The organism is Clostridium sp. AN503 (genome assembly GCF_040719375.1).
Taxonomy (GTDB): domain Bacteria; phylum Bacillota; class Clostridia; order Lachnospirales; family Lachnospiraceae; genus Brotaphodocola.
In genome coordinates this window covers 965,251-980,478 of record NZ_JBFDTP010000002.1, presented here as the reverse complement: position 1 = coordinate 980,478, position 15,228 = coordinate 965,251, and the positions used below count along the sequence as shown (strand labels likewise).

Below are 15,228 nucleotides of genomic sequence, written 5' to 3'. Positions count from 1 at the left end.
CGTGCTCTCAGTCACAGTCAGTCTTCTCTACGCCCAACATTCCGGTCTCACCGTTGATGTTCCATTCTTTTGCAAATCCGCCCATCTGGCCCAGCAGGATATAGTTTGCAAGCACCTCTTTCTTGATGGTGTCGGCATGTGCCTTCAGGATCTCTGCGATCTTGTCATTGTTATCCTGGTATACCTTGATGTGGTCGGTCACTTCAAAGCCGGCCTCCTTGCGCATGGTCTGGATCTTGCTCACCAGCTCCCGGACGAAGCCTTCCTCCACCAGCTCGGGTGTTAAGTTGGTATCCAGGGCAACCGTGATATTGTTATCACTCTCCGACACATAACCTTCGGTCTGTGCCATATCGATCAGCAGATCATCCTCGGTCAGGACAACTTCCTCGCCGCCGAAATCAAATTTCAAAGCGCCTTCTGCTTTCAGCGTATCCATAGCTTCGTTTCCGTCGATCTCTGCCAGGGCCTTCCTGATATTGCCAAGCTGCTTTCCGTATTTTGGTCCAACGGTCTTAAGCTGCGGTTTGAAGCTGTAGGAGGTAAAATTGCGCACATCCTCCACAAATTCCACATGCTTCACATTCAGTTCGTCCTCGATGATCTCCACATAGAATTCGGACAGCTCATGGTCCGCTTTCACATACATGGTACCGATCGGCTGGCGGTTCTTCAAATTCGCCGTATTCCTGGCAGCACGGCCAAGCACGACAACCTTCAGCACCTCATCCATATCATCCTCCAGCTGACGGTCGATCAGAAGCTCATCCACTGCCGGGAAATCACACAAGTGTACGCTCTCAGGCGCATCCTTGTCAATGTTTCTCACCAGGTTCTGGTAGATGTCCTCCGTCATAAACGGGATCATGGGGGCCGCGGCCTTCGCCACAGTCACAAGGGCGGTGTAAAGGGTCATATAGGCGCTCACCTTATCCTGCTCCATGCCCTTCGCCCAGAAACGCTCCCTGCTCCGTCTCACGTACCAGTTGCTCATGTCATCCACAAACTCCTGCAATGCCCTTGCGGCCTCAGGAATCCGGTAATTGGCCAGATTGTCGTCAACAGATTTCACCATGGAATTCATCTTGGACAGCAGCCATTTATCCATAACAGTCAGTTTATCGTACTCCAAATGGTATTTTGTAGCGTCAAAATTGTCAATGTTCGCATAGAGCACAAAGAACGCATAGGTATTCCACAGAGTTCCCATGAACTTGCGCTGTCCCTCCTGGACAGCCTTGCCGTGGAAACGGTTCGGCAGCCATGGAGCGCTGTTGACATAGAAATACCAGCGGATCGCATCTGCTCCATAGGTGTCTAAGGCTTCAAAGGGATCCACCGCATTGCCTTTGGATTTGCTCATCTTCTGCCCATTCTCATCCTGTACATGCCCCAGCACGATCACGTTCTTATACGGCGCCTTGTTGAAGATCAGGGTCGAGATCGCAAGCAGGGAATAGAACCAGCCTCTGGTCTGATCCACTGCCTCAGAGATGAAATCTGCGGGGAACTGCTGCTCAAACAGCTCCTTATTCTCAAACGGATAATGGTGCTGTGCAAACGGCATGGAACCGGAATCGAACCAGCAGTCGATAACCTCCGGAACACGCTTCATCTGCTTTCCGCACTTGGGACAGGTGATGGTCACATTGTCAATAAATGGGCGGTGCAGCTCAATGTCATCCGGGCAGTTGGGAGACATACGCTTCAGCTCCTCAATGCTTCCGATGGAATGCTGCTCACCACACTCACACTCCCAGATATTGAGCGGCGTACCCCAGTAGCGGTTCCGGCTGACCCCCCAGTCCTGCACATTCTCCAGCCAGTCGCCGAAGCGGCCTTTGCCTATGCTCTCCGGAATCCAGTTGATCGTATTGTTGTTGCGGATCAGATCCTCTTTTACTGCAGTCATCTTGATGAACCAGGATTCACGCGCATAATAGATAAGCGGCGTATCACAGCGCCAGCAGTGCGGGTAGCTGTGCTCAAAGCTCGGTGCAGAGAATAAAAGCCCCTTCTCCTCCAATGCCTTCAGTACCATTGGATCGGCCTTTTTCACAAAAGTACCTGCCCACGGGGTTTCCTTTGTCATCTCCCCCTTGGCGTCTACAAGCTGTACAAACGGAAGATCATATTTTCTTCCCACCTTGGAATCGTCCTCACCGAAGGCCGGGGCAATATGAACCACGCCGGTACCGTCAGTCAGGGTAACATAGGTATCGCACACTACATAAAATGCCTTCTTGTGCTGTTTTTCGCAGATATCCACTGCAAAATCAAAAAGCGGCTCATATTCTTTATATTCCAGTTCCTTGCCTTTATACCGCTCCAATACAGTATATTCGCCCTCCAGGACTGTATCACAAAGAGCTTCGGCAAGGTAATAAACATAGTCTCCGTTCTTCACCCTGACATAGTCCTCATTTGGATTTACGCAAAGGCCCACGTTGGACGGCAGGGTCCACGGCGTGGTCGTCCATGCCAGGATATAAGCGTCCTCCCCCTTCACTTTGAAACGGGCGATGGCGGAGCGCTCTTTCACGTCTTTATAACCCTGGGCCACCTCATGGCTGGACAGCGGAGTGCCGCAGCGCGGGCAGTAAGGAACGATCTTAAAGCCTTTGTACAGAAGTCCCTTTTCCCAGATCTGTTTTAAGGCCCACCACTCTGACTCAATGAAGTCGTTATGATAGGTCACATACGGATCATCCATGTCCGCCCAAAAGCCGACCGTACCGGAGAAATCCTCCCACATGCCCTTGTATTTCCAGACGCTTTCTTTGCAATGCCCAATGAACGGCTCCAGACCATACTGCTCGATCTGTTCCTTGCCGTCCAGCCCTAAAAGCTTCTCTACCTCCAGCTCTACCGGCAGCCCATGGGTATCCCAGCCTGCCTTGCGGGGCACCATGCAGCCCTTCATGGTTCGGTAACGGGGAATCATGTCCTTGATGACACGAGTCAGCACATGACCGATATGAGGCTTGCCGTTCGCTGTCGGCGGTCCGTCATAGAAGGTATAGGTCTCACCTTCTTTCCGGCTGTCCATGCTCTTCTCAAAGATCTTCTCATCTTTCCAGAACTTCTCAACTTTCTTTTCCCTTTCCACAAAGTTGAGATTTGTAGGTACTTTCTCGTACATGCCTTTCTTAGACCTCCATTCTTTCTTCGGTGTGAAATGACGTTAATTTTTATATGAATGAAACAAAGAGTTCCACTTGCGGAACTCTCGCGCTGCCGCGCGGAGAGTTTTTGATTCATAGGACGTAATTTCCTATGAATTAAAAACGCCCCTTCCCTGCAAACAGGGAAAGGGCGCAAAGTTCATGCCTTTTCTACCACCTATTACTGCATACCATTATATGAGTTCCCGATAACGAGGGAAAACCGGCCCGGCCTACTTTACCTTCAGCCTGCAACTCAGGAGTGATCTTCGCCTGCCGCTGTACTGACTCCGGGCTTCCACCTTCCCCGGCTCGCTGAGGCTTTCCACGCGGCGCTACTGTCTCCGTCTACGTCTTATTTTATCAAGATTCTTCTATATTATATTGATTTACCATGAAAATGTCAAGGTCTGGAAGTGATTTTTAAAAAGACTACTTATACAGACTGGGAAGAGAGCTTTGCAAGCTGGGCTTTTAACAGAGCCAGCTCCTGATCCTTCTCCATCAGAGCCCGCTTACTTTCTGCCAGCTCTTTCTTATTCTCTGCCACCTCTTGCCTGCTTTCTTCCAGCTCTTGCCTGCTTTCTTCCAGCTCTTGCCTGCTTTCCTCCACCTCTTGCCTGCTTTTCGCCAGCTCCTGCCTGCTTTCTGCCAGCTTCTTCTTATTCTCCTCCAGCTCCTTCTGCTGTTCCTCCATCATATTCCTTACCGTATTCCTGTCCATGATCGCCAATGCTTCCGAAAACATTCCAAGCACCTCCTTCACATTCTTCCGAAATCCCGCCATATCTGCATACAGCTCACGAAACCTTGGGAAGCGGTCCTGGATCTGAAAGACATGCTCCGGGTCGTCGTAGGCCAGAAACGACAGCCATGCCTCCTGCTCGGTTTCTATATCTTTATTATGAAGATATTTCCGAAATACGTCAAGAGGTATGTAAATATATTTCTGCAGCAGATCCAGGTCTAATCCGGTGTCAAAAACTTGGGAAGAACGATGGAGATACTGGTTGGGAAATGCATGGAACTCAGCTCCGCTCTTCTCCAGGATAACGATCGTGTATACCGTGCGAAGCTCCCTGTAATCAAAATCACCCTTCCCCCGGCTCCTTGCACTGGAATACTGACGCAGTACCAGATCGCTGGAGTAGCAAGCGGCACGCGGACCTGGAAAGGCATAGGGATATTTTTGTATTTCCACATTTCCCAGGGAATGATCTTCAAGCTCCACCACAATGTCCATGATGACCAGGGAGCCTTCCCCCACGAGCCGCCCGCCTTCGTTCGGGAGCACTCTTCGCACCCGGACCGTCACACCGATCAGGGCCGTCAGAAATTCTGACAGCCTCTCCGGATGGAGCTCTGCATTGAAAATATACTTAAAAAACGGGTCGTAGCAAATACAGAGTCCCGAGACCCCACAGCAAAAATCTAAAAACTGCTGTTGCATATAAGGTGGCATCTCCTGATACCGATAGTAAAGCTCCGGATTCTCACACAGGTAATCCAGGATCTGTTCCGGCGGCGTCGGCTCCCCAAAAATGTGAAGCGGCGCCTCTCCGGCGTGTTTCTTGTGCATGCACATAAGCATACCTCCTTTTTTAAATTCAGTAAAATCAACATTTCAGGATTCTTGCCGGTGAACAACCGGACACGAAGCTGAAGAACTTTGGGCAGGACTTGAATTCCTGACGAAGTATTTATAGAATAGCAGATTTATAAAAATAATTCAATGCTTTTCCAGAGTTGCCATCTTTCATAATCTGTTGGAATGATCATCCAAAATATCCCTTCAAAGCCATGATATGTTATTTTTTTAACATTTGGTTTGTAATTTTCTCCCGACGGTGCTATACTACACAGTAATTTAACAAAAGTCTTACCAAAACTTAATGAGCCAAAGGAGAACTGCCATGAGCCAGAGAAACTTAACCCTGCTGACCGATCTGTATGAATTAACCATGATGCAGGGTTATTTCAAAGAGAAAGACGCCAACGAGACCGTCATTTTTGACGCGTTCTACCGAAGCAACCCCAACAATGGTGGCTATGCCATCTGTGCCGGTTTAGAGCAGGTCATCGAATATATCCGGAACCTGCATTTTGATGAGGAGGATATTGACTATCTCCGCACTACCGGGCTGTTTGGGGAGGATTTTCTGGACTACCTGCGGAATTTCCATTTTTCCGGAGATATCTACGCGATCCCGGAGGGAACTGTCATCTTCCCGCGCGAACCGCTTGTCAAGGTGATCGCCCCGATCATGGAAGCCCAGCTTGTGGAGACTGCTCTTTTAAATATCATCAACCACCAGTCCCTGATCGCCACAAAAGCCGCACGCGTAGTCTATGCCGCCAAGGGTGACGGAGTCATGGAATTTGGCCTTAGGCGCGCACAGGGACCGGACGCTGGTATCTATGGGGCCCGCGCCGCCATGATCGCCGGATGTATCGGCACCTCCAACGTGCTCTGCGGGAAGATGTTTGACGTCCCGGTCAAAGGTACCCATGCCCACAGCTGGATCATGAGCTTCCCGGATGAATTGACCGCATTCCGCACCTATGCCAAGCTCTATCCCACCGCCTGCATCCTGCTGGTGGACACCTATGACACCTTGAATTCCGGCATACCAAACGCCATAAAGGTATTTACCGAGATGCGCGAGGCCGGTATTCCGCTGACCTTTTACGGCATCCGTTTGGACAGCGGCGACCTGGCTTATCTGTCCAAAAAAGCGAAAAAAATGCTGGATGACGCCGGTTTCCCTGATGCAGTCATCTCCGCATCCAACGACTTGGACGAGACTCTGATCACTTCCCTGAAGCTTCAGGGCGCAACCATCAACTCCTGGGGCGTAGGCACCAACTTAATCACCTCCAAGGACTGCCCTTCCTTCGGCGGCGTATACAAGCTGGCTGCCATCCAGGACAAAAATACCGGCAAATTCATACCGAAGATCAAACTGTCCGAGAATGCAGAAAAGATCACTAACCCGGGCAACAAGACCATCCAGAGGATCTACGACAAGAATACCGGAAAGATCATCGCGGATCTGATCTGCCTGGTAGGCGAGGAATATGACACCTCCAAGTCCCTGCTCCTTTTTGACCCGATCGAGACCTGGAAAAAGACCCATCTGGCTCCCGGCAGCTATACCATGCGCGAGCTGATGGTCCCTGTGTTTAAAAATGGGGAGTGCGTATATGAATCCCCGAAGGTTATGGATATCCAGAAATACTGTAAGGGTGAACTGGCAACGCTCTGGGAGGAATCCTTGCGTCTGGAATTCCCCCACAGGGTCCATGTGGATTTATCCAACGAACTGTGGCATATGAAGAACCAGCTTCTTGACAGCTATCATTACAACGACTGAGCTTAACATTTTACGCCGGGCGGAGAGGTTTTCACAAGTCCTCCGCCCGGCGTTTTTGTTCATTTCCTGTTCACAAAACTGTTACAAACTTTCCACACTTTTGCTAAATTTCTTTCACAATTCCCCGCTATACTATAACTATCAAATGAAAAGCTACCAACTACAATTTGATAAAATTTTTTTCATAATCGCCGACGGTTGTTAAAACCGTCGGCTCCTCCCTTTTTATAGGGCTTTTTCTGCTTCTCATTGAACGTTTTCCCTTACTTCCTCCCCCGTCACATAACCGTCCTGATCCACCGTCATCTGGTATACCTTCGTCTGCTCCGCCTGCTTTGATTCCCACGGGCGACTGTAGGTAAAGATCACCTCCGCAGTCCCCTCCTGCTCCCCTGTAAAATCAAATACAAAGGTCCCGCCCGCTCCCACCAGTCCGCTTTCATGGTAATTCTGGTAGAACCCGGACGCTTTTTCTGAAACGATCCCTTCCGGCTCCATCCTGTAAAGCCATGTGTAGCCGGTGGTCGGGTTTCCTCGTACCTGCTGTATTTTTTCCTGCACATCCCCCGGTCAATGCTGCCGCCAACAAAACTGCCACTCCTGCATATATGCCTCTATTTTTCATATTCCGCTCCTTCCCGTGTATACCACTTTCGTATTGCTCTGTTTTCGTTCATTCTGCCGCACTGCCGCTCTGCTGCATATTCCACACAACCCGTCTGCCGTCGCTGGACGCGATGATGGTTCCCTGCTCATCCGTGCGGTATACCGCCAGATCTTTCACCTTTCCCATAGTGCGTTTATGAGGATATCCATAATCATTTCCCTGGCCGCAGCTTACCACCACCGCGTCCGGAGACACGGCGTCCAAAAATTCCCGTGTGGTGGATGTGCTGCTGCCGTGATGCCCCAGCTTCAGCACATCCGCCTGAAGCTCCAGACCGCTACTGCACATATCCGCTTCCGAATCCGCCTGGGCGTCACCGGTCAGCACAAACGCCGTATCCCCATATACGACCCGGACCGCCACGGACCAGTCGTTTACCGACTCTCCATAATCGCAGTTGGGCGCCAGGACGGTAAACTCCGCCCTGCCAAGCATATACTGTGTCCCCGGCGACGCATCCTCCCAGTCGATCCCCTCTGCTTCCAGCACGTCGTTCAAATGCCGGTAAGTCCAGGTATCATAGGAAACCGGGGAGAGAATCGCCCTGTCCACAAAAAAATTCTCCGCCACATCATCCAGTGCACCTATGTGGTCGCTGTGGGGATGGGTCCCTATGATGTAATCCAGCCGGTCCACGCCCTGGTCATGGAGATATGCGACCACACGAGCCGCTTCTTTCTCCTCCCCTGCATCCACCAGCATAAAATGACCATCCGATTCCAATAACGTGGCGTCTCCCTGTCCCACATCGATAAAATGCACCTTCAGGCCCGGTTCCCCGGAAGTATCCTGAATGATCCGCTCCTGACCGGCCAAACGGTCCGGCGGTCTTAAAAGTTCCTGTCTTCGTCCCTGGGGGATCAGATACCAGGCGCATGCCGTGCACAGCAATAAAAGCGCCAGGACTCTGAGTCCTGTTCGTTTCTTCATATGATAAGCCCTCTCTCTACTGCCGTCAGTTCTTTTGCCCCTGCTTCTGTATCGCCTGCTTTTGATAAAAGAACATCCACACAGCCATGCCGCAGATCACCAGATATCCGATCCAGCTGTACACATCCGGCAGCTGGCCGAACAAAAAGAATCCCAGTATGGCAGAAAATACAATCTGAGAATAATCATATACCGAGATATCTCTCGCCGGTGCATAGCAATACGCGGCGGTGATCCCGAACTGCCCGCCAGACGCCGCCACGCCTGCCAGCAAAAGCCAGACCAGCTGCGCCAGAGTCATGGGCGTATAATCAAACAGCAGTACCGGCAGTAACACCAGCGTGGAAAAGCCTGAAAAAAAACATACGATAAACGGCCCTTTTTCCCCTCTTGTGCCCAAAAGCCGGACAAACGTATAGGCCACGCCCGCACCAAGACCTCCAAGCAGCCCCACCAGCGCAGAAAATCTTGCCATGTCAAAGCCTGTCGGTTTGATGATCAGCAGGCTTCCCAGAAACGCCCCGGTCACTGCCGCCATCTGCACCAGGCTGATCCGCTCCTTTAAAAGCAGCAGGCTGAACAGGATCGCAAAAAACGGCGACATTTTATTCAGCATGGAAGCGTCCGCCAGAGCCATATGATCCACCGCATAGAAATTGCACAGGATGCCTATGGTCCCGAAAATGGAACGGGTCACCAGAAGCTTAATATTCTCCCGCTTCCCGGAAAATCCAACATGATCTTTTTTCATAACCGCAAGCGCGAAGAAAAAGCAGAGCAGATTGCGGAAAAAACTCTTCTGCATGGACGGAATATCCCCCGCCATACGGATAAATACATTCATCAGCGCAAAGCTGAAAGCTGATATAATAATGCAGATGATCCCTTTCTGTTTCTGGTTCATAGTCTTCATGTTCCTCATTTCTTTTCATTATCCTTTTTACTCCAAACTGTATTATATCAAATAATTTCAATAAATACATCCGGTATTTGTACGGACATCTTTTAGTTCAATAGGCAAAACAGAGAAAATCCGGCGCGTTTTTTATTCAATATTTTTGACAAAAAAGGTGTCGCACCCTGGGAAATTATGGTACAATTTTAACATGAGGTTCTATAAATTATTAGGGGGATATTATTATGGCAAAAGAAATGATTGCTATGCTTCTCGCCGGGGGACAAGGTTCCCGCCTTTATGCCCTGACCCAGAAGCTGGCAAAACCTGCAGTTCCTTTCGGCGGCAAATACCGTATCATCGATTTCCCGCTGTCCAACTGCGTGAATTCCGGTATCGACACAGTCGGCATCCTGACCCAGTACCAGCCACTGGTGCTGAATGAGTATATTGGGAATGGCCAGCCCTGGGATTTGGACCGGCTCTACGGCGGCGTACATGTGCTTCCGCCCTACCAGAAGGCGACCGGCTCTGACTGGTACAAGGGCACTGCCAACGCGATCTACCAGAACATCCCATTCATCGAGCGCTACAATCCTCAATATGTGATCATCCTCTCCGGAGACCAGATCTGCAAACAGGACTACAGTGATTTCCTGCGCTTCCACAAGGAAAAGGGCGCGGAATTCAGCGTGGCTGTCATGGAGGTCCCGTGGGATGAAGCTTCCCGTTTCGGCCTGATGGTTGCCGATGACGACGACCGCATCACCGAATTCCAGGAGAAACCGAAGAACCCCAAGTCCAACCTGGCTTCCATGGGTATCTACATATTCAACTGGGATATCCTCCGCAAGTATCTGGTCGAAGACGAGGCGGACCCCAACTCGGAGAATGATTTTGGCAACAACATCATCCCGAACCTGCTCCGCGACCAGAGAAAGATGTATGCTTATCATTTCAACGGCTACTGGAAGGATGTGGGGACCATCTCCTCCCTTTGGGAAGCCAACATGGAAGTGCTGGATCCGGAACACAGCGGCATCAACCTGTTTGACACTGACTGGAAGATCTACAGCCGCAACAGCGGTATGACCGGACACAAGATCAGCGCCACCGCGAAGGTTGAGAACTCTATGATCACCGACGGCTGCCGTATTGACGGCCATATCTCCCATTCCATCCTCTTTGCAGGCGTAAAGGTGGAGGAAGGCGCTGAGGTGGAGGACGCCGTGATCATGGGCGGGTGTACCATCAAAGCAGGCGCTGTGGTGAAACACTGTATTCTTGCTGAGAATGTCACCATCGGAGAGAACGCCGTGGTCGGCGCTATGCCTTCCGGCGATGAGAAGGGCGTAGCTACCGTAGGCCCGGGCGTCGAGATCGGCGCAGGCGCCAAGATCGGTCCCAATGCCATGGTCAACAATAACGTAAAAGGCGGTGAAGAACAATGGTAAATTCCAATTCCAATGCCCTGGGCATCCTTTTTCCAAACAGCTACGATTCCCTGGTTCCCGAACTGGTGGGCGAGCGCCTCATGGCCTCCATCCCGTTTGCGGGCCGTTACCGCCTGGTGGATTTCATTCTGTCCAGCATGGTAAACTGCGGGATTGACAACGTATCGGTCATCGTCCGCAAGAACTACCACTCCCTCATGGATCATTTGGGTTCCGGCCGTTCCTGGGATCTGACCCGGAAAAACGGCGGCCTTAACATGGTTCCCCCCTATGCGGAAAAGACCGTCAAGATCTACAACGGCCGTGTGGAGGCATTAGCCAGTATCCTTGATTTCTTAAAAGAGCAGAAAGAAAAATACGTAGTGATGGCAGACACCAACCTGGCAGTGAACTTTGATTTCAACGCACTGATCGAAGCTCACATGGAAAGCGGCGCTGATGTGACCGTTGCTTACACAAGGCAGCCTCTGCCCCAGAGCGCGTTAGAAGCCCCCCATACCAGCAAGGATATGTACTACACCTTAAGCATCGACGGCGGCGGCCGGGTGAACGAGATCCAGATCAACTCCAAGGAAACGGGCGACCAGAACTTCTCCATGAATATCTATATCATGGACCGCCAGTTCCTGATCGACCAGGTGAGCAGCGCATTTGTCCGCGGGCAGATCTTCTTTGAGCGCGATATCCTGGCCCCGAACCTGGACAGGCTGAACGTACATGCATTCCGCTATGAAGGCTACGTAGCCCGCATCTGCGACATGAAGAGCTATTTCCAGGAGAACATGAAGATGTTGGACGACGCCAACGTGGACGCACTGTTCGGTGGCAGCCCCATCTACACCAAGATCCGCGACGACAACCCGACCCGCTATATGAGCGGCGCGGCTGTGAAGAACATCATGGCTGCCGACGGCTGTCTGATCGAGGGCGAAGTGGAGAACAGCATCCTGTTCCGCGGCGTCAAGATCGGCAAGGGCGCAAAGGTGAAGAACTGTGTGCTGATGCAGGATACGGTTGTGGAGCCGGGCGCGAACTTGGAGTATGTGATCACCGATAAGGATGTTGCCATTACCGAAGGCAAAGAGCTAAAAGGCAACGACTCCTTCCCGGTGTATGTGGCGAAGTACCAGAAGGTATGATGCATATTTGATTGATACAATATTGAAACCGCAGCTCCTGCCGGATCATCCGGCAATGGAACTGCGGTTTTGTTATGAAAGGAAGAACGTCTCAATCACTTCTGCAACACCGTCGTGGTCATTGTCATTTACCGTGACATAATCTGCCGCCGCCTTAAGCGGATCCACGGCATTGGCCATAGCGATCCCCAAACCTGCATACTGTATCATCCTGATATCGTTAAAGCTGTCCCCGCAGCAGGCCATATCCTCTCTACGGATCTGAAGGAGCTTCAGCAGATGCTTGAGTCCATATGCTTTATCCACATTTTTCGGCGTCACCTCCAGATAGCATGGTTCCGATTGAAACACCTGCGTCTCATGAAAATACCGGTGGGAAAGCACTGGACAAATCGCCTCAAGCTCCTGGGGCGGGCCGGTCAGCAGGCATTCATTGACCAGAACATCCGCATGATTACCAAAATCTTTACAGTATCTCAACGGCAAACCGCTGACCGCAGATTCCGTCTCCATATAAGCATCCGGCTCTGTGCCCGCCAGAATCATGCCCTCCCGGTAAACAGCAAATCCCACCTGATACTTCACCGCATCCTGCCAAAGCCGGATCGGTATATGGCGCGGAAGCTTACGCTCAAAGATACACTGTCGGGTCCGGCAGTCAATGATCTTTCCTCCGTTAAATGCCAGGATATAGCTGCCAAATTGCTCCAGGCACAGCCTTTTTGCAACAGGATAAACTCCTTCCGGCGGACGTCCCGATGCGAGCACCACCCGTACGCCGCGCTCCTGCAGCCGTATGACCGCTTTCCGCGTATGCTCCGGCACTTCTTTTTCTGAATTCGCCACAGTCCCGTCTATGTCTAATACTAACAGTCGGCAGTCCATCATCAACCTGCTTTACAATCCTTTTTTTAAATATTCCTGGCGGGTCTCCTCGGGAACCATGCGGCCTCCTGTCGCCCATGCAATGTGGGTGGCATTCTTCATTTTATCAGACAAGCCAGCCTTCTCTGCATACTGGTTTAAATCCTCCGGGCGGATCAGACAGGCAAAAGCCGCGCAGGAACTGGGTTCAATAAAAATATCCTCTGTCTCCAACAATCCTCTCATCAGGTCATACAGCTTTTTATCCTGTATAGTCGCAATACCGGAGAGCATTGGCTGGATCACCCGTCCAACAAATGCGGAGGGCCGCCCTACCGCCAGGCCGTCGGCATCTGTTTTCCCGTCAATTCCGATATCCTTGACGCTCACACCGTCATGCAGCCCGGTCGCCATCCCTAACATCATACAGCAGGCATGGGTTGGCTCCGTAAAAAAGCAGTGCACATTGTCTCCAAAAATCTGCTTGATACCATAGGTGACGCCGCCCGGCGCACCGCCGATCCCGCAGGGGATGTAGATGAACAGCGGATGCTCCCCGTCAACCGGGATCTTCTGCTCCTCCAACTGCTTTCTGAGACGCTCCCCGGCCACACTGTATCCCATAAAGAGATTCTGGGAATTTTCATCATCCACAAAATAGCTCATGGGATCTTTGTCTGAATTTTCCCGCCCCTGCTCCACTGCCGCACAATAATCATCCTCATATTCAATGACCTCTACACCACGGCTGCGGAGCAAATCTTTTTTCCACTGTTTTGCATCTGACGACATATGTACAATGACATGAAACCCCAGCTTCGCGCTCATAATACCGATGCTCATCCCCAGATTTCCCGTACTTCCGACCTGGACCGTATACTGTCCGAAGAACTGTTTGAACTCCGGTTCTGCAAGAACGCTGTAGTCGTCGGTTTCTTTAAGAAGTCCTGCCCCTATGGCCAGATCCTCCGCGTGCTTGATCACCTCATAAATACCGCCCCTTGCCTTGACAGAACCCGAAACAGGAAGATCGCTGTCCATTTTAAGCATCAGCTTCCCGTCTACCTGAGCGCCAAAGGACCGGTTTAAAAAATCCTTCATATGGGGGATCTCCCGAAGCTCTGATTCTATGATCCCGTCCGTAGGCTCCAGCTCCGGAAATACCCGCTTTAAATAAGGCGCAAACCGGAGCAGCCGGTCGCTGGCATCCTGGATCTGGGAAGGACTCACCTCCTTGATATCCTGCTCCTTCTCCGGCACCTGTTTCTCATTCAGCCAAAAGGTCTCCTTCAGCTTACTTGCATCTGCCACAGCCGGTATTGTATTGATTAAATTCTGTAATTCTGCATTCATGTTTTATTCTCCTTTTGAACCATATACCCATTGTGGGGATCTAAAAATTCTTTTGTCAATTTCCTGACCTCCGGCGCCAAAAAGACTAACGCCGCCATATTGGGAATGATCAGAAGCCCAAGAGCAATATCCTGTATGGACCAGACCATATGAACGGTGCTCATGCTCCCCAGAAGGATCAAAAAGGGGAACACAAAACGGTAAACAGCCGCCCATTTTGGCTTTTTTAGATAAGTCAGGCTGACATGCCCAAAATACCACTGGCTCATAATGGATGTCCCTGCAAACAGGATCAGGCTAATATAAATAATATTCTGCAGCCCCGGAAACACCTTCTCAAACGCGGCTGCCGTCAGTGTCGCCGCATTCGTATGGTCTAAGTTCACTCCGGTGATCAGCACCGTAAATCCCGTGGTACTGCAGATCAGCATCGTATCGATAAAAACCTCCACCACACCATAGAATCCCTGACGTACCGGATGATCCACATCAGCGGACGAATGCAGCACCGCAGCAGAGCCTTCCCCTGCCTCATTGGAATAAAGCCCCCGCGCCACGCCATAACGCATCGCCTCCCGGACTGTGATCCCGGCCAGCGCGCCCCCTCCCGCCTCCAGGGAAAAAGCTCCGCGGATGATCGAGGCAAGCATCTCAGGAATATGTACCGCATTCATCAAAAGTACCAGGATACCGCCGGCAATATAGAGTCCCGCCATGACCGGAACGATCCGCTGGGCCACATCCACCAGGCGTTTGAAGCCGCCGCTGATGACCAGGCTCATAACTGCCGCCAGCAAAAGCCCCATGACCAGCCCCGGCATGTGAAACGCCTCTCCCGCCACCTGCGATATGGTGTTGGACTGGATCAGGGTAGCGCCTGCATTCTGGATGAACAACAGTGCTGCGACCAGGGCTCCGGCCCGCTTCCAGTTCAGTCCATTTGCAATATAATACATGGGGCCGCCGGTTATGTTCTTCTTCTCATCATAGCCGTGGTAACGGATACCCAGGACAATTTCCCCGAATTTCGTCGCCATTCCAAAAAATGCGGCAACCCACATCCAGAACAACGCCCCGGGACCTCCTGCGAGGATCGCCGTGGATACCCCCACGATATTGCCGCTTCCCACACAGCTTGCGATCGCTGTGCAGAGGGCCTGATAGGAGGAACAGCTGGAACCTTCTTTTTTCCCCGATGATTCCCGGTTTCCTTTCTTCCGGCTGCTTTTAAACAGTCCCTTCCAGATCAGGGGAATACAGCGAAGCTGGATAAAGCCGGTTGTAAGTGTATAAAAAAAACCAAGTCCCAAAAGCGCTGCTAACAGCCAGTCGCCCCACAAAAAGTCTGCGACCGTCCCCAAAAAGGATTCTATTATCTCCACGTTCCA

The 15,228-nt window shown here is 51.3% G+C and carries 11 protein-coding genes; 3 read left to right on the top strand and 8 right to left on the bottom strand.

Annotated features, from left to right (window positions below):
- Positions 1-7: 7 nt before the first annotated feature.
- Together ileS and AB1I67_RS11760 are read right to left on the bottom strand one after the other, a co-directional pair.
- Positions 8-3,142: an isoleucine--tRNA ligase gene (gene ileS / locus AB1I67_RS11765; RefSeq protein WP_367030064.1), complete on the bottom strand. Its 3,135-nt coding sequence runs from the start codon at positions 3,140-3,142 to the stop codon at positions 8-10.
- A gap of 458 nt (positions 3,143-3,600) precedes the next feature.
- Positions 3,601-4,743 carry a PD-(D/E)XK nuclease family transposase gene (locus AB1I67_RS11760; RefSeq protein ID WP_367030063.1) on the bottom strand — a complete coding sequence of 381 codons (1,143 nt, stop codon included), beginning with the start codon at positions 4,741-4,743 and terminating at the stop codon, positions 3,601-3,603.
- Positions 4,744-5,077: 334 nt separating this feature from the next.
- Between AB1I67_RS11760 and AB1I67_RS11755 the strand changes: the two genes are divergently transcribed.
- Positions 5,078-6,538, top strand: a complete 1,461-nt coding sequence (locus tag AB1I67_RS11755; RefSeq protein ID WP_367030062.1) for a nicotinate phosphoribosyltransferase — start codon at positions 5,078-5,080, stop codon at positions 6,536-6,538.
- A gap of 246 nt (positions 6,539-6,784) precedes the next feature.
- On the opposite strand, the gene AB1I67_RS11750 is transcribed toward AB1I67_RS11755, so the two are convergent.
- The 3 genes from AB1I67_RS11750 to AB1I67_RS11740 form a co-directional block, all read right to left on the bottom strand.
- A complete protein-coding gene (locus tag AB1I67_RS11750) occupies positions 6,785-7,099 on the bottom strand; it encodes a protease inhibitor I42 family protein (RefSeq protein ID WP_367030061.1) in 315 nt (104 codons plus the stop codon).
- 112 nt (positions 7,100-7,211) lie between these two features.
- Entirely contained in the window at positions 7,212-8,135 is a 924-nt protein-coding gene (locus tag AB1I67_RS11745; protein ID WP_367030060.1) for an MBL fold metallo-hydrolase, read from the bottom strand.
- Between the two features lie 25 nt (positions 8,136-8,160).
- Positions 8,161-9,039: a DMT family transporter gene (locus tag AB1I67_RS11740; protein WP_367030059.1), complete on the bottom strand. Its 879-nt coding sequence runs from the start codon at positions 9,037-9,039 to the stop codon at positions 8,161-8,163.
- Positions 9,040-9,275: 236 nt separating this feature from the next.
- Here AB1I67_RS11740 and AB1I67_RS11735 point away from each other — a divergent pair, with 236 nt between their 5' ends.
- Positions 9,276-10,484: a glucose-1-phosphate adenylyltransferase gene (locus AB1I67_RS11735; RefSeq protein ID WP_367030058.1), complete on the top strand. Its 1,209-nt coding sequence runs from the start codon at positions 9,276-9,278 to the stop codon at positions 10,482-10,484.
- A complete protein-coding gene (gene glgD, locus AB1I67_RS11730) occupies positions 10,478-11,623 on the top strand; it encodes a glucose-1-phosphate adenylyltransferase subunit GlgD (protein WP_367030056.1) in 1,146 nt (381 codons plus the stop codon). Before AB1I67_RS11735 ends, glgD begins: the two co-directional genes overlap by 7 nt.
- A 72-nt stretch (positions 11,624-11,695) precedes the next feature.
- Here the strand turns inward: glgD and AB1I67_RS11725 are convergent, their stop codons facing one another.
- Genes AB1I67_RS11725 through AB1I67_RS11715 form a run of 3 tightly spaced genes read right to left on the bottom strand, consistent with a single transcriptional unit; the run spans position 11,696 to position 15,222 of the window.
- A complete protein-coding gene (locus tag AB1I67_RS11725; RefSeq protein WP_367030055.1) occupies positions 11,696-12,511 on the bottom strand; it encodes a Cof-type HAD-IIB family hydrolase in 816 nt (271 codons plus the stop codon).
- Positions 12,512-12,520: 9 nt separating this feature from the next.
- Positions 12,521-13,840: a D-serine ammonia-lyase gene (locus AB1I67_RS11720; RefSeq protein WP_367030054.1), complete on the bottom strand. Its 1,320-nt coding sequence runs from the start codon at positions 13,838-13,840 to the stop codon at positions 12,521-12,523.
- Positions 13,837-15,222, bottom strand: coding sequence for an amino acid carrier protein (locus AB1I67_RS11715; protein ID WP_367030053.1), 1,386 nt, complete (start codon positions 15,220-15,222; stop codon positions 13,837-13,839). The genes AB1I67_RS11720 and AB1I67_RS11715 overlap by 4 nt, the downstream gene beginning before the upstream one ends.
- Positions 15,223-15,228: the final 6 nt, after the last annotated feature.

Excerpts from the sequence above, each read along its gene's own strand:
- AB1I67_RS11745 (WP_367030060.1), bottom strand. The coding sequence starts at position 8,135 with ATGAAGAAACGAACAGGACTCAGAGTCCTGGCGCTTTTATTGCTGTGC.
- AB1I67_RS11735 (WP_367030058.1), top strand. The coding sequence starts at position 9,276 with ATGGCAAAAGAAATGATTGCTATGCTTCTCGCCGGGGGACAAGGTTCC.
- glgD (WP_367030056.1), top strand. The coding sequence starts at position 10,478 with ATGGTAAATTCCAATTCCAATGCCCTGGGCATCCTTTTTCCAAACAGC.
- AB1I67_RS11725 (WP_367030055.1), bottom strand. The coding sequence starts at position 12,511 with ATGATGGACTGCCGACTGTTAGTATTAGACATAGACGGGACTGTGGCG.
- ileS (WP_367030064.1), bottom strand. The coding sequence starts at position 3,142 with ATGTACGAGAAAGTACCTACAAATCTCAACTTTGTGGAAAGGGAAAAG.
- AB1I67_RS11760 (WP_367030063.1), bottom strand. The coding sequence starts at position 4,743 with ATGCACAAGAAACACGCCGGAGAGGCGCCGCTTCACATTTTTGGGGAG.
- AB1I67_RS11740 (WP_367030059.1), bottom strand. The coding sequence starts at position 9,039 with ATGAACCAGAAACAGAAAGGGATCATCTGCATTATTATATCAGCTTTC.
- AB1I67_RS11755 (WP_367030062.1), top strand. The coding sequence starts at position 5,078 with ATGAGCCAGAGAAACTTAACCCTGCTGACCGATCTGTATGAATTAACC.
- AB1I67_RS11720 (WP_367030054.1), bottom strand. The coding sequence starts at position 13,840 with ATGAATGCAGAATTACAGAATTTAATCAATACAATACCGGCTGTGGCA.